The organism is Aliiroseovarius sp. F47248L (assembly GCF_023016085.1).
Classification (GTDB): domain Bacteria; phylum Pseudomonadota; class Alphaproteobacteria; order Rhodobacterales; family Rhodobacteraceae; genus Aliiroseovarius.
Window position 1 is genome coordinate 1 of the sequence record NZ_JALKBF010000001.1, and the last position, 12,794, is coordinate 12,794.

Annotated in this window: 22 protein-coding genes and 1 pseudogene; 18 read left to right on the top strand and 5 right to left on the bottom strand. The window is 54.7% G+C overall.

Translation table 11 applies throughout. The annotated features are described in order from the left end of the window. Positions 1-140: pseudogene (tuf, locus tag MWU51_RS00005) on the top strand (elongation factor Tu); the annotation flags it as partial. A gap of 259 nt (positions 141-399) precedes the next feature. On the opposite strand, the gene MWU51_RS00010 reads toward tuf, so the two are convergent. Further along, positions 400-894, bottom strand: coding sequence for a hypothetical protein (locus MWU51_RS00010; protein ID WP_247032892.1), 495 nt, complete (start codon positions 892-894; stop codon positions 400-402). Between the two features lie 309 nt (positions 895-1,203). On the opposite strand from MWU51_RS00010, the gene rpsJ reads away from it, so the two are divergent. From rpsJ to MWU51_RS00040, 6 genes are all read left to right on the top strand, one after another. Further along, complete coding sequence (gene rpsJ, locus MWU51_RS00015; RefSeq protein ID WP_091428130.1) at positions 1,204-1,512, top strand: 30S ribosomal protein S10; 309 nt, start codon at positions 1,204-1,206, stop codon at positions 1,510-1,512. Positions 1,513-1,526: 14 nt separating this feature from the next. Further along, entirely contained in the window at positions 1,527-2,261 is a 735-nt protein-coding gene (rplC, locus tag MWU51_RS00020) for a 50S ribosomal protein L3 (protein ID WP_247032894.1), read from the top strand. Further along, a complete protein-coding gene (gene rplD / locus MWU51_RS00025) occupies positions 2,258-2,875 on the top strand; it encodes a 50S ribosomal protein L4 (RefSeq protein ID WP_247032896.1) in 618 nt (205 codons plus the stop codon). The genes rplC and rplD overlap by 4 nt, the downstream gene beginning before the upstream one ends. After that, positions 2,872-3,168 (top strand): 50S ribosomal protein L23, encoded by a 297-nt coding sequence (locus MWU51_RS00030; RefSeq protein WP_191285953.1) that lies wholly within the window; start codon positions 2,872-2,874, stop codon positions 3,166-3,168. The genes rplD and MWU51_RS00030 overlap by 4 nt, the downstream gene beginning before the upstream one ends. A gap of 171 nt (positions 3,169-3,339) precedes the next feature. Next, positions 3,340-4,155, top strand: a complete 816-nt coding sequence (locus tag MWU51_RS00035) for an alpha/beta hydrolase (RefSeq protein WP_247032897.1) — start codon at positions 3,340-3,342, stop codon at positions 4,153-4,155. Between the two features lie 175 nt (positions 4,156-4,330). Continuing rightward, positions 4,331-5,047, top strand: a complete 717-nt coding sequence (locus MWU51_RS00040) for a L,D-transpeptidase (RefSeq protein WP_247032898.1) — start codon at positions 4,331-4,333, stop codon at positions 5,045-5,047. Positions 5,048-5,064: 17 nt separating this feature from the next. On the opposite strand, the gene MWU51_RS00045 is transcribed toward MWU51_RS00040, so the two are convergent. After that, entirely contained in the window at positions 5,065-5,352 is a 288-nt protein-coding gene (locus MWU51_RS00045) for a hypothetical protein (RefSeq protein ID WP_247038615.1), read from the bottom strand. A gap of 171 nt (positions 5,353-5,523) precedes the next feature. On the opposite strand from MWU51_RS00045, the gene MWU51_RS00050 reads away from it, so the two are divergent. The 6 genes from MWU51_RS00050 (at position 5,524) to rplP (ending at position 9,026) form a co-directional block, all read left to right on the top strand. Beyond that, positions 5,524-6,084: a hypothetical protein gene (locus MWU51_RS00050; protein ID WP_247032899.1), complete on the top strand. Its 561-nt coding sequence runs from the start codon at positions 5,524-5,526 to the stop codon at positions 6,082-6,084. Positions 6,085-6,383: 299 nt separating this feature from the next. Continuing rightward, the gene (gene rplB / locus MWU51_RS00055; RefSeq protein WP_247032900.1) at positions 6,384-7,226 is read left to right on the top strand and encodes a 50S ribosomal protein L2; all 843 of its coding nucleotides are present in this window, start codon (positions 6,384-6,386) and stop codon (positions 7,224-7,226) included. Between the two features lie 3 nt (positions 7,227-7,229). Then, positions 7,230-7,508, top strand: a complete 279-nt coding sequence (rpsS, locus tag MWU51_RS00060) for a 30S ribosomal protein S19 (protein ID WP_191287449.1) — start codon at positions 7,230-7,232, stop codon at positions 7,506-7,508. A 3-nt stretch (positions 7,509-7,511) separates the two neighbouring features. After that, positions 7,512-7,892 carry a 50S ribosomal protein L22 gene (gene rplV, locus MWU51_RS00065; protein WP_191287448.1) on the top strand — a complete coding sequence of 127 codons (381 nt, stop codon included), beginning with the start codon at positions 7,512-7,514 and terminating at the stop codon, positions 7,890-7,892. After that, a complete protein-coding gene (gene rpsC / locus MWU51_RS00070; RefSeq protein WP_247032901.1) occupies positions 7,892-8,599 on the top strand; it encodes a 30S ribosomal protein S3 in 708 nt (235 codons plus the stop codon). Before rplV ends, rpsC begins: the two co-directional genes overlap by 1 nt. 13 nt (positions 8,600-8,612) lie before the next feature. Then, positions 8,613-9,026: a 50S ribosomal protein L16 gene (gene rplP / locus MWU51_RS00075; protein ID WP_247032902.1), complete on the top strand. Its 414-nt coding sequence runs from the start codon at positions 8,613-8,615 to the stop codon at positions 9,024-9,026. A 133-nt stretch (positions 9,027-9,159) separates the two neighbouring features. Here the strand turns inward: rplP and MWU51_RS00080 are convergent, their stop codons facing one another. The 3 genes from MWU51_RS00080 to MWU51_RS00090 form a co-directional block, all read right to left on the bottom strand. Further along, entirely contained in the window at positions 9,160-9,528 is a 369-nt protein-coding gene (locus MWU51_RS00080; RefSeq protein ID WP_247032904.1) for a hypothetical protein, read from the bottom strand. Positions 9,529-9,717: 189 nt separating this feature from the next. Continuing rightward, a complete protein-coding gene (locus MWU51_RS00085; RefSeq protein WP_247032905.1) occupies positions 9,718-10,341 on the bottom strand; it encodes a TIGR02466 family protein in 624 nt (207 codons plus the stop codon). Positions 10,342-10,579: 238 nt separating this feature from the next. Beyond that, positions 10,580-10,741 carry a hypothetical protein gene (locus MWU51_RS00090; RefSeq protein WP_247032906.1) on the bottom strand — a complete coding sequence of 54 codons (162 nt, stop codon included), beginning with the start codon at positions 10,739-10,741 and terminating at the stop codon, positions 10,580-10,582. Between the two features lie 280 nt (positions 10,742-11,021). Here MWU51_RS00090 and rpmC point away from each other — a divergent pair, with 280 nt between their 5' ends. The 5 genes from rpmC (at position 11,022) to rplE (ending at position 12,790) form a co-directional block, all read left to right on the top strand. Then, complete coding sequence (gene rpmC / locus MWU51_RS00095) at positions 11,022-11,222, top strand: 50S ribosomal protein L29 (protein ID WP_247032914.1); 201 nt, start codon at positions 11,022-11,024, stop codon at positions 11,220-11,222. Positions 11,223-11,236: 14 nt separating this feature from the next. Next, entirely contained in the window at positions 11,237-11,467 is a 231-nt protein-coding gene (gene rpsQ, locus MWU51_RS00100) for a 30S ribosomal protein S17 (protein ID WP_091428159.1), read from the top strand. 84 nt (positions 11,468-11,551) lie between these two features. Beyond that, a complete protein-coding gene (rplN, locus tag MWU51_RS00105) occupies positions 11,552-11,920 on the top strand; it encodes a 50S ribosomal protein L14 (protein WP_011567679.1) in 369 nt (122 codons plus the stop codon). 1 nt (position 11,921) lies between these two features. Continuing rightward, positions 11,922-12,227 (top strand): 50S ribosomal protein L24, encoded by a 306-nt coding sequence (rplX, locus tag MWU51_RS00110; protein ID WP_247032916.1) that lies wholly within the window; start codon positions 11,922-11,924, stop codon positions 12,225-12,227. Next, positions 12,227-12,790, top strand: a complete 564-nt coding sequence (rplE, locus tag MWU51_RS00115) for a 50S ribosomal protein L5 (protein WP_247032918.1) — start codon at positions 12,227-12,229, stop codon at positions 12,788-12,790. Before rplX ends, rplE begins: the two co-directional genes overlap by 1 nt. Positions 12,791-12,794: the final 4 nt, after the last annotated feature.

Sequence of the window (12,794 nt, forward strand, 5' to 3'; positions counted from 1 at the left end):
AGATGGTGATGCCGGGCGACAACCTGAAGTTCAATGTTGAACTGATCGCTCCGATCGCGATGGAAGAGAAGCTGCGCTTCGCCATCCGCGAAGGCGGCCGCACCGTTGGTTCGGGCGTTGTGTCGAAGATCATCGAGTAATCGAATCTCCGATGCTTGACCGGAAAGGGCGTCCAGAGGGACGCCCTTTTTGTGTCACGCCGAGAGATGATCCCGAGACGCACAATCAAACACGTGTCGAAGATCATCGAGTAAGAAAGCCCAGCGTTCTGACAGCGACAGGCGATTTGGCGGCGACGCCAAATCTGCCGAGAGCCTGATCGACAGAAGATAACGAAAGGGCGCCCAGAGGGCGCCCTTTTGCGACTGTGTTACGCGGTGTGATTGACGGATCGTGAAGTTACCCATCCAGACGTTTGACAACATGATCTGCGAACGCGGCAATTATACCATCATAATATTCCTTGCTGTCCGTGGTCAGGGCCGTCACGTCAAAATCTTCGGGCAGGAACAGGATGGCCTGATCGAACGTCACCGACAGATCATAGGTTTCGAACTTGGAATTATCGTTCGGGCTAAGGATCTTTACGGTGCCCGACAGGGATGAATCGGCAACCCCGGCAGCAGATTGTAGCGTGCTGGCTAGCTCGACCTCATCTATGTCGATGCTGACACGCACGCCTTCATCGTCAGTCCGGCCCACCAAACGCTCGACAATCGCGTTTTCCAGATCGTCCGAAATCATGTTCCAGTGTTGAGCAGCCTTGGCGTTGGCCAAGTCCTCCAGCTCCACTTCAACCTCGACCTCTTTCACCATGGTCATATCTGCGAACGCGGCGGTGCTCAGCATGGTTGCGGCCATCAGGCCAGCGGTTATGGTCTTGAAATTCATCATCGGATTACTCCTTTGCTGTGACGAGGCACCATCGGCGCCTTTCACTGTCACAACGTGAACCCGGCACATTGGTTCCATTAAAGAAGAAGTTGAATGGTCGTAGTCTGATGGATGCAGCGTTGAATGACCGAATATTGGCATTGCCCCTTGCCACACTGATCCAACCCCTGTAAGACGCGCGAGTTCGCTGGGGAAAGCGGCGTTGGCGGGATTCGGTCCCGCTTTTCGTTTTTCCTCGGGGTTCGACGAGGGCAGGGGGAATGAGCTTCCTGTCGTCCTATCAACTCTCTGCCTGAAAGGGCGAATGCTATGACAAGTCAAAACATTCGTATCCGTCTGAAGGCGTTTGACTATCGCGTGCTGGATGCCTCCACACAAGAGATCGTCAACACTGCCAAACGGACCGGTGCAAACGTTCGCGGCCCCATCCCGCTGCCGAACAAAATCGAGAAGTTTACTGTTCTTCGTGGCCCCCACGTTGATAAAAAATCCCGCGATCAGTTCGAGATCCGCACGCACAAGCGTCTGCTCGACATCGTTGACCCGACCCCGCAGACCGTGGACGCGCTGATGAAGCTCGATCTGGCTGCTGGTGTTGACGTCCAGATCTCGGTCTAAGGAGGGTATCACAGATGCGCTCTGGAATTATCGCAAAGAAAGTCGGCATGACCCGGCTTTTCATGGAAGACGGCAAGCAGATCCCTGTGACCGTTCTTCAACTGGACAACTTGCAAGTTGTGGCCAACCGCACCGCGGAACAGGACGGGTATACCGCTGTTCAACTGGGTGCCGGTGACGCCAAGGCAAAACGCACCTCGAAGCCGATGCGCGGCTACTTCGCCAAGGCGGGCGTGGCCCCCAAGCGTAAGCTGGTGGAGTTCCGCGTTGACGCTGACAACCTGATCGCCGTTGGTGAAGAGATTTCGGCCGAGCATTATGTGGAAGGTCAGAAGGTCGACGTTGCGGGTACGTCCATTGGTAAAGGCTTTGCCGGCGCCATGAAGCGCCACAACTTCGGCGGTCTGCGTGCCACGCACGGTGTGTCGATCAGCCACCGTTCGCACGGTTCGACCGGTCAGTGTCAAGACCCGGGCCGCGTGTTCAAAGGCAAGAAGATGGCCGGCCACATGGGTTCGGTCCGCGTGACCACACAGAATCTAGAAGTTGTGAAGACCGATGCCGATCGTGGCCTGGTGTTTATCAAGGGCGCTGTTCCCGGCTCGAAAGGTGGCTGGGTCACCGTGAAGGATGCCGTGAAGAAAAAACTGCCAGAGAACGTTCCGTTCCCGGCGGCGCTGAAATCGGCTGCAACTGCTGCAACTAAAGCACCTGCGGAAGAAGCACCTGCGGAAGGTGGTGAAGCATGAAACTTGACGTAATCAAACTTGACGGCAAAAAAGCCGGTTCGGTTGATCTGGACGAGGCCCTGTTCGGTCTTGAGCCGCGCGCAGATATTCTGCACCGTGTGGTCCGTTGGCAGCGCAACAATGCGCAGGCTGGCACCCACAAGGTAAAGACGCGTTCGGAAACCAGCTATTCGACCAAGAAGATCTATCGCCAAAAAGGCACCGGTGGCGCACGTCACGGTGACCGTAACGCGCCGATCTTCCGTAAAGGTGGTATCTACAAAGGTCCGACACCGCGTTCGCACGGCCACGACCTGACCAAGAAATTCCGCAAACTGGGTCTGAAACACGCCCTGTCCGCCAAAGCGCAAGCTGGCGAACTGGTTGTGATCGACACCGCAGATGCTGACGGCAAAACTGCCGTACTGGCCAAAGCGGTGAAGGATCTGGGCTGGAAACGCGCTCTGGTTATCGACGGCGCTGAAGTGAACGAAAAGTTCGCTATGGCGGCTCGTAACATCGACGGGCTGGATATCCTGCCGTCGATGGGCGCCAACGTCTATGACATCCTGAAACGTGACACGCTTGTGCTCACCAAAGCAGGTGTCGAAGCTCTGGAGGCTCGCCTGAAATGACCGATAAAGCTGCACTCTACGACGTGATCCGCAAGCCGCTCATCACTGAAAAAGCAACCATGGCATCCGAAAACGGTGCTGTTGTTTTCGAAGTCTCGATGGACGCTAACAAGCCGCAGATCAAAGAAGCTGTTGAAACCCTGTTCGGTGTGAAGGTGAAAGCCGTCAACACCTCGATCACCAAGGGTAAAGTCAAACGCTTCCGCGGCCAGTTGGGCAAGCGCAAAGACGTCAAGAAAGCCTATGTGACCTTGGAAGAAGGCAACACGATCGACGTGACCACCGGTCTCTGATCGCTAAGTTGAATTGAGAAACAGAAAAGCCCCTGCCGAAAGGTGGGGGCTTTTTCTTTGTGGGATAAAGTCTGCAGGATCCTATTTCCGAAACCGAGACTTCACTTGGACAAACTCAGGCATCATGTTTAGCGTGATGCGATCAGATAAACCGAGCAGGAACTAAAGAGAATGCCAGAGTGGGGCTTAACTGAAGAACACTGCACGTCTGCAGGAAGGGTGGCAGCTGGAAAAGCCGGACAGGGACCGGCATTGGTCTTGGCACATGGGTGGCCATGGTCGTCCTATTCCTGGCATCGGGTAATCCCGCGGCTCTCAGAACGATACACCGTGCACTGGTATGATATGCCCGGATATGGCCAGTCAGAGAAACGAGGCAGTCAACGTACTTCTTTGGATGTCCAAGGTAAGGTCTTTGCAGAGATGCTTGCTCATTGGGGCTTGGAAGAGCCAACGGTCATTGCGCACGATTTTGGTGGAGCAACGACCCTACGGGCGCACCTTCTTCATGGATGTGAATTTCATCGCTATGTCCTTATGAACGTCGTTGCAATGCGACCTTGGGGGTCGGATTTTTTCGACCATGTCGGACGGCATGTTGAAGCATTTGAAGGGCTGCCGCCTCATATCCACAAAGCTATTGTCGAAGCATATATATGTGGCGCGCTAATCCGTGAAATATCGAAAAAGGACACTGGTAATCTTGTAGCGCCCTGGCTCACAGAAGAAGGCGCCAAAAGCTTCTATCGGCAGTTTGCACAGGCAGATGAAAAATATACGGCCGAAGTTGAACCGATGTTTGGCGAAATTCGATGTCCTGTGAAAATCATCTGGGGTGAAGATGATCCCTGGATTCCCGTAGAACGTGGCATTGAGCTTTACAGTTTGATCGGCCAGGAACGTCTGCAGATCATGAGTGGCATCGGCCATTTGCCGCAGCTAGAATCGCCTGAGCAGGTTTTGGAAGTACTGTCCGACTTTCTCTGAGTGGCACAAAAAACCATCAGGCTTTTCGTTGTCCGCTACCCTTCCATTGGGGACATCAGGTCACGCATAGCTTTCCCTTTGCACCCCACACAGTATTTTGACTCGCGATTTGCGCCGATTTGAATAAGTTAGAGCGGTTCGATGATCTGCTCATCTGGAAATGAGGTTTGTACTAATGTTGACCCGACGCCATTTTGTTATCACGTCTGCCGCGATGTTCTCGGCGCCGATTGCTACGCCTGTCTGGGCACAGGACGCGACGCCTACGCCGACTGCCGCGCCTGCACCGACGAAAACCAAACGACGTCCGGTGTCAGATAGTTCAAGATGGGCGGCGTATGACGCGCAAGTGACGCCGGCAAACTACGATCCGGCAACGTCAAATCCGTGGGGGTTGCACCCGCGTTTCCTGCCGAAACTGGTGCAAGCGAATTCTGGGCTGAAGCCGGGTGACATTCACGTCGATGCAGTTGCGCGCTATCTTTATCACATCCGGGATAACGGCACCGCGATGCGTTACGGTGTGGCGATTGCACGCGGTAATTTGTACGAGCCGGGCACTTACACGATCCGTCGCAAAGCCAAATGGCCAACCTGGATTCCGACCAAAGAAATGGTGAAACGCGATCCGAAGGTCTATGGCCCACTTGAAGATGGTATGGATGGTGGCCCACGCAATCCGTTGGGGTCGCGGGCATTCTATCTTTATAAAGGCAATCGCGACACCTATCTACGCATCCACGGTTCACCTGCTCCACGATCCATCGGTGGTCGCGCAAGTTCGGGCTGTGTGCGTATGGTGATGGCGCATATCATCGGGCTGTATGATCAGGTTGAGACCGGTGTGACCGCGCATCTTTACCCCGCCGAAAGCATCACGGCGCGCAGCTAAGGCACGCCGTCTGGACGTTAGGCAGCGGGTGTCTCTTCACGCTTGGCGCAGATTGGCTGACCCTTGCGGTTTCTGAGCGGCAGATAGGTTGTCTCGACCGGGCCTTGATAGCGATAGACAAAACATCCGTCCGCGTTGTTGAGCCGCACATCGCTAAGGTCTTGCCCCGGCGCCGCAATCGCGCGCACGTTTTCTGGCACTGATCCAAACGACCGTGTGTCCGCCCCACCGCTGGCACCTTCTGGACTGACGCAGGCCGACAGTGAAATCACAACCGCGCCTGTTAGAATACCCAACTTCTTCATCACAAATGTCCCCATAGACTGCTTTTGGGGAGGATGGGGGATTTTGCGGCAGAGGGGAAGGGGGTTGTTGTGCCACACTTGATGCATGATCAACGTATATTGTACGAGGCACTGAAACCTCAACAAAGAAACATTCACACATCATCTCTGCCTGAACGAGGGAACTAGACAATGGCCAAGCTAGCAAAACCGGTGCTTTCGATCATTGTCAGGCGGTTTCAGTTCGAACAAAAAGAAGAGATTATGCTTTCACTAGGTCAATTGCAGAAGGCTGCCGGTGAATACCCCGGATATCTGGGAGACCAAAACAGCCTTGTCGAAGATGATGACAACTACGAACTTGTTAATGTATTCGCCTTCAATTCTCGAGAGAACCTTAAAAAATGGGAGGAATCTGAACAGCGACGCTCGCTTCTGGCTGATCTCGATCGACATCCCCAGAGTTTCACAAGACACGAGAATTTGGATGAAATCACCCAGCTTTTGCACCCCACTTCTTCGGTGAGTAAGTTTGAAATCGTCCTCATCCTGATATTCTGGATTCTTGTGGCTGGCGCTGCTCTAGGCATGATTGCAGACCTAATACTGCCGACAACATTCCCACCGATGTGGCGATCCGTATTTTTAGTGTCGGTGAATGTTATATTGATAAGCTACTTTCTGCTTCCGTGGTCAAGCAGTCTGCTTGGCAAAATGAAAGCAAAAGTGTTTGGGCCAAAATCGAGCTACTGAGAAGCAGACTTTGCGGAACATCTAACAGGTGAGGCTGGATATATGTCGTGTGTCAGGGCGTGCTTTGTAACGAACGGCCAATATTTTCGGAATCTGTTGAAGTACTATGGTGAGGTGAGGCGGTAATGCACCCGAAAACCCAACCGATCCCCTAGACACCCCCCACCAACCCTGATACATCGCGCAGGTCGCGTGGCCTCGGATTCGTTCCGGGGCCTTGTGACATTTGGAATTTGGGGACCTTCGGGGCCCTGTAACTCAGGCAGGTGACTGCCTCAAAGCAACGGAAGACAGAAAGCATGGCACTCAAGTCGTACAAACCGACGACGCCAGGCCAGCGTGGGCTGGTTCTGATCGACCGTTCGGAGCTTTGGAAAGGTCGCCCGGTTAAGTCCCTGACAGAGGGTCTTACGAAATCGGGTGGTCGGAACAATACCGGACGGATCACGTCGCGCCGCCGTGGTGGTGGTGCAAAGCGTCTCTATCGTATCGTGGACTTCAAACGGAACAAGTTCGACGTTACCGCAACGATCGAGCGTATCGAATACGACCCCAACCGCACCGCGTTCATCGCGCTCGTGAAATACGAAGACGGCGAACAGGCTTACATCCTGGCCCCGCAGCGCTTGGCTGTTGGCGACCAGATCATTGCATCGGCCAAGGCCGACGTGAAACCCGGTAACGCGATGCCCTTCTCGGGCATGCCCATCGGAACCATTGTGCACAACATCGAGATGAAACCAGGCAAAGGCGGCCAGATCGCCCGTGCAGCCGGCACATATGCTCAGTTTGTTGGTCGTGACGGCGGTTACGCTCAGATCCGTCTGAGCTCGGGTGAACTTCGCCTCGTACGTCAGGAATGCATGGCCACCGTAGGTGCCGTTTCGAACCCCGATAATTCGAACCAGAACTACGGTAAAGCCGGTCGTATGCGCCACAAAGGCATCCGCCCAAGCGTCCGTGGTGTTGTCATGAACCCGATCGACCACCCCCATGGTGGTGGTGAAGGCCGGACTTCGGGTGGTCGTCACCCGGTGACCCCGTGGGGCAAGCCGACCAAGGGTGCGCGCACTCGCAACAAGAACAAGGCGTCGTCGAAGCTGATCATCCGCTCGCGTCACGCCAAGAAGAAGGGGCGTTAAGATATGGCACGTTCTGTCTGGAAAGGCCCTTTTGTTGACGCTTACGTCCTCAAAAAAGCCGAAAAAACCCGCGAGTCGGGTAAAAACGAGGTCATCAAGATCTGGTCGCGTCGTTCGACCATTCTGCCCCAGTTCGTGGGTCTGACCTTTGGCGTTTACAATGGTCAGAAGCACATTCCGGTGAGTGTGACGGAAGACATGATCGGCCAGAAGTTCGGTGAGTATTCGCCGACCCGTACCTATTACGGTCACGCGGCTGATAAAAAAGCGAAGAGGAAGTAAGCCATGGGTAAGGATAAAAATCCCCGCCGCGTGGCCGATAACGAAGCAATGGCGAAAACTCGCATGCTTCGCACGTCCCCGCAAAAGCTGAACTTGGTTGCTGGCATGATCCGCGGCAAGAAGGTCGACAAGGCTCTGAATGACCTGACCTTCTCGAACAAGCGCATCGCGCAGGACGTGAAGAAATGCCTTCAGTCCGCTATCGCCAACGCCGAGAACAACCATAACCTGGACGTTGATGAACTGATCGTGGCGGAAGCCTATGTCGGTAAGAACCTGACCATGAAACGCGGTCGCCCGCGTGCCCGTGGTCGTTTCGGCAAAATCATCAAACCGTTCTCGGAACTCACCATCAAGGTGCGTCAAGTTGAGGAGCAAGCCTAATGGGTCAGAAGGTAAATCCGATTGGCATGCGTCTTCAGGTCAACCGCACCTGGGACAGCCGCTGGTACGCAGACACGAAAGATTACGGCGATCTTCTTATGGAAGACCTGAAAATTCGTGACTTCATCAAGACCGAATGCAAGCAAGCCGGCATCAGCCGTGTGATCATCGAACGTCCGCACAAAAAGTGCCGCGTTACGATCCACACTGCCCGCCCCGGTGTGATCATTGGTAAGAAAGGCGCAGACATCGAAACCCTGCGCAAGAAAATCGCCAAGATCACCGACTCGGAACTGCACCTCAACATCGTTGAAGTTCGTAAGCCCGAGCTGGATGCCGCATTGGTCGCAGAATCGATCGCTCAGCAACTTGAGCGCCGTGTGTCCTTCCGTCGTGCCATGAAGCGCGCCGTGCAGAACGCAATGCGTATGGGTGCTCTTGGCATTCGTGTGAATGTTGCTGGCCGTCTTGGTGGTGCTGAAATCGCCCGTACCGAATGGTATCGCGAAGGCCGCGTGCCGCTGCACACCCTGCGCGCTGACATCGACTACGCCCACGCCGAAGCAATGACGCCTTACGGCATCATCGGCATCAAAACCTGGATCTTCAAAGGCGAAATCATGGAGCACGACCCTGCTGCTCGTGATCGTCGTCAAGCGGAACTCCAGGAAGGTCCCGCGCCCCGTGGCGCCGGCGGCCGTCGTTAAGGAGGGCTGAGATATGCTGCAACCAAAGCGTACAAAATTCCGCAAGATGCACAAAGGCCGGATCAAAGGTGAGGCCAAAGGCGGCTCTGACTTGAACTTCGGTTCTTACGGTCTGAAAGCGACTGAGCCTGAGCGTGTGACTGCACGCCAGATCGAAGCTGCCCGTCGTGCCATGACGCGTCACATGAAGCGTCAGGGTCGTGTATGGATCCGCATCTTCCCGGACACCCCGGTCACCGCCAAGCCCATCGAAGTTCGTATGGGTAAAGGTAAAGGTTCCGTGGACCGTTGGACCTGCAAAGTGAAGCCGGGCCGCGTGATGTTCGAAATCGACGGCGTCAATGACGAAGTGGCACGCGAGGCCCTGCGCCTTGCTGCGATGAAGCTGCCGATCAAATCACGCGTCGTGGTTCGCGAGGACTGGTAAGGTCGAAAGCGCTCAGCATTTTGACCTAGGTTAAGAAAAGAAACCCCCGCCGAGAAATCGGCGGGGGTTTTGGTTTGTGCGCTGACAAAATCGCAAAGCCAGATTGGTCAGTCGCAGCTCGGCCTACAGTTGCTTATCGCAACAACTCATCCATCAACCCAATCACCTCGAGCACTTTGAACGTGGTTGGATCGGCGCGATAAATCATCTCGCCTACGCGGTAATAGCGATAGTTGGGGTCGAGTCGATAGCGGTCATAATCGGTAAAGCGACGATACGTGTAATCGTCGATGTAATCGCCAACCCTCGGTTTCACGTGTCCGGGCGGGATGCAGGGCGGGTTCTTCTTGGCAAGGCCAGGAGGGCAACCTTTGGCAAAGGCACCCATGTTCTTTGCATGACCCTTCCCTTGACCTTGCCCCTTGCCGTTACCGGCAAAGCTGGCCGTTGCCATCAGCGGGACCAAGACGAGAGCCAAGGCAGTTTTTGTTGCGGTTTTCATCATTCACTCCGTCCATTGTTTGCGCGACCTTGGGTTAAACAACGGCCAGCCAACCTGCGGGTTCCAATCGTGATGAAATTGGGCGAGACCGGATTGATATACAATATCACCCGCTGATTTGCCTGCGCGGATTGCGGCTTTCCGCCCGTGTCGGGGTCTGGTTACGCAGAATGGCTCCGACAAACGTGCTTACTCACCCCACTTATAGTTAAAGCTGACCGACAACCGCTCCTCATCCCCGGTGTTCTGCATCACCTCGTGACGCAGCCAGCTTTCCCACAGCAGCACGTCGCCCTCGGCGGGGCGTTTGGTGATGAAGCTCTGCAGTTCTTCACGCGCGTTTTTGCGGCGAGGTGGGGCGGCCATCATCATGGCGTGGCGGGGGTCTTCATAGCGCAGTGCGCCCGCGCCTTCGGGCAGGGCCAGATAGGTGGTGCCAGAGATCACGGAATGCGGGTGGATATGGGCTGAGTGATAGCCGCCGGGCGGCAGGATGTTGATCCAGATGTCCTCCAGCACCAATTCGCGTCCATCAAGGTTGAATTCTAGATCCTCAGCAAAGGCCGCAACGTGCTTGTCCAGGCTTTCGACCAGATCCTTGAAGATCGGGAACCGCCACGGCAGGTCAGTCAGGGATGCGTAGGAGGTATAACCAGGATACCCCTCGGCCTCGCACCATTCCTGCCCCGCCTCGTCATCCTCGGCGATCGAGTAGCAGCTGTCATAAAGCTCGCCCTGGTCGACCTTCGGGTCAAACTCGGACAGTTGAGCATGGTAAAGGCGGGTCACGAAGAGGGAGGATATATTGGGCATGGGGCAGGGGTACCGGATTTGTTTGGAAAAGGCGAGCAGTGCTAAGCGCCCATCATCCACACTATGTGGAAAAGTAGGTGACTATTCCGATTGCACCTATAACTGCGATGGTGGCAGAAACTGCTTGCAATATACAAAGCGTCTTATCCACCTTGGCTTCTATTCGTTCCTGACGTTCTAGGACGATTGCCAATCAGCGCGATGATGTTCTTGCCTCAATAGCACTGGTCAAAATCGTCTAGGGATTTCCTTCATGGTAAACGGCATCTGTCATGACGCTTTCGTAGGCGCGGATTCCTTGGAATTCGTAAAGATAGTTGGGATCATTTTTATCTAATTCGCGAAAACGTTGCTCCACGGCTTTTTCGACCTTTTTCATCTCGCTCACTATCTCGGACATTGTTAGCCTTCTAAGTTGATCATCCTTGCTGACGAACCTTAGGCGCGACAATCATGCTTCTGCAATACAGTCCAGTCCCGTCGCCGAGATCTATCCGGGTTAGCCAATTTCACTGGCCAATCGAAACTTTCCCTTGCCCCCACCCCCTAACACTCCTATAGAGCCACATCTCATGGATTCCGGCGACGGGATTCGTGTGTTTTGACATTCACCCACCAGACATAGGGTGACCTGCTACAAACTGGGCAGAGCTCTCTGGTGCAAGGAAAGGAATAGGCGAATGAACGCCAAGGAACTGCGTGATCAGTCTCCTGACCAGCTTCGTGAAAAGCTGGCAGAGCTGAAAAAAGAGGCCTTCAACCTGCGTTTCCAGCAGGCAACTGGTGCAATCGAAAACACTGCCCGTATGCGTACAGTACGTCGCGACGCCGCGCGCGTTAAAACCGTATTGAACGAACAAGCCCGCGCTGCGGCTGAGTAAGAGGAGCCTGAAGAATGCCCAAACGTATCCTGCAAGGTGTTGTCACCTCGGCCGCCAACGAACAAACCGTCACTGTTTCAGTTGAACGCCGTTTCAAGCACCCGCTGCTTCAGAAAACCGTTCGTAAGTCGAAGAAATATCGCGCTCACGACGAAAAGAATGCCTTTAAGGCAGGCGACACCGTCCGCATCATCGAATGCGCGCCGAAGTCGAAAACCAAACGTTGGGAAGTTTTGGAAGGCTAAGTTCTGCCTTCCCGGACGACTTAACAAGTCGAAACCCTGGGGGTTACGCCACGCATCGGCGCCCCAAAGGTCGGGAGAAACCACATGATCCAGATGCAAACAAATCTGGATGTAGCTGACAACAGCGGCGCTCGCCGAGTTCAGTGCATCAAGGTTCTGGGTGGTTCCAAGCGTAAGTACGCATCCGTTGGCGACATTATTGTCGTCTCGGTTAAGGAAGCCATCCCGCGCGGTCGCGTAAAGAAAGGTGACGTCCGTAAGGCCGTCGTCGTGCGCACCGCCAAGGAAGTCCGTCGTGAAGACGGCACCGCCATCCGCTTCGACCGCAACGCGGCCGTTATTCTGAACAACAACAACGAGCCTATCGGCACCCGGATCTTCGGCCCGGTTGTTCGCGAACTTCGCGCGAAGAACTTCATGAAGATCATCTCGCTGGCTCCGGAGGTGCTGTAAGATGGCTGCTAAGTTGAGAAAAGGCGACAAGGTTGTCGTTCTGGCCGGTAAAGACAAAGGCAAAGAAGGCGAGATCACTTCGGTTGATCCCAAAGCCGGAAAAGCTGTTGTTGACGGTGTGAACGTTTCCATCCGCCACACCCGTCAGAGTCAGAACAGCCAAGGTGGCCGTATCCCGAAAGCGATGCCGATCCAACTGTCGAACCTGGCCCTGCTGGACAAGAACGGCAAAGCAACGCGCGTCGGCTTCCGCGAGGAAGACGGCAAGAAAGTGCGTTTTGCCAAAACCACAGGGGAGACTGTCTGATGCTTGATACTGCAAACTACACCCCCCGTCTGAAAGCCGCTTACAAGGACAGCATCCGTGCCGCCCTGAAAGAGGAGTTCGGTTACAAGAACGACATGCAGATCCCGCGTCTGGAAAAGATCGTTCTGAACATAGGTTGTGGCGCTGAGGCCGTTAAGGATTCGAAGAAAGCCAAGTCGGCGGTTGCTGACCTGTCGATCATCGCAGGTCAACAGGCATTGACGACGAAAGCCAAGAAATCCATCGCTGGTTTCCGTGTCCGCGAGGACATGCCGCTGGGTGCGAAAGTAACCCTGCGCGGCGACCGGATGTATGAATTCCTGGACCGTCTGATCACTATTGCGATGCCCCGTATCCGCGACTTCCGTGGCGTTTCGGGTAACTCGTTCGACGGCCGTGGCAACTATGCCATGGGCCTGAAAGAGCACATCGTGTTCCCGGAAATCGACTTTGATAAGGTTGATGAGAACTGGGGCATGGACATCGTGATTGCCACCACCGCGAAAACCGACGCGGAAGCAAAGAGCATGTTGAAGCACTTCAATATGCCCTTCAACAGCTGATCCG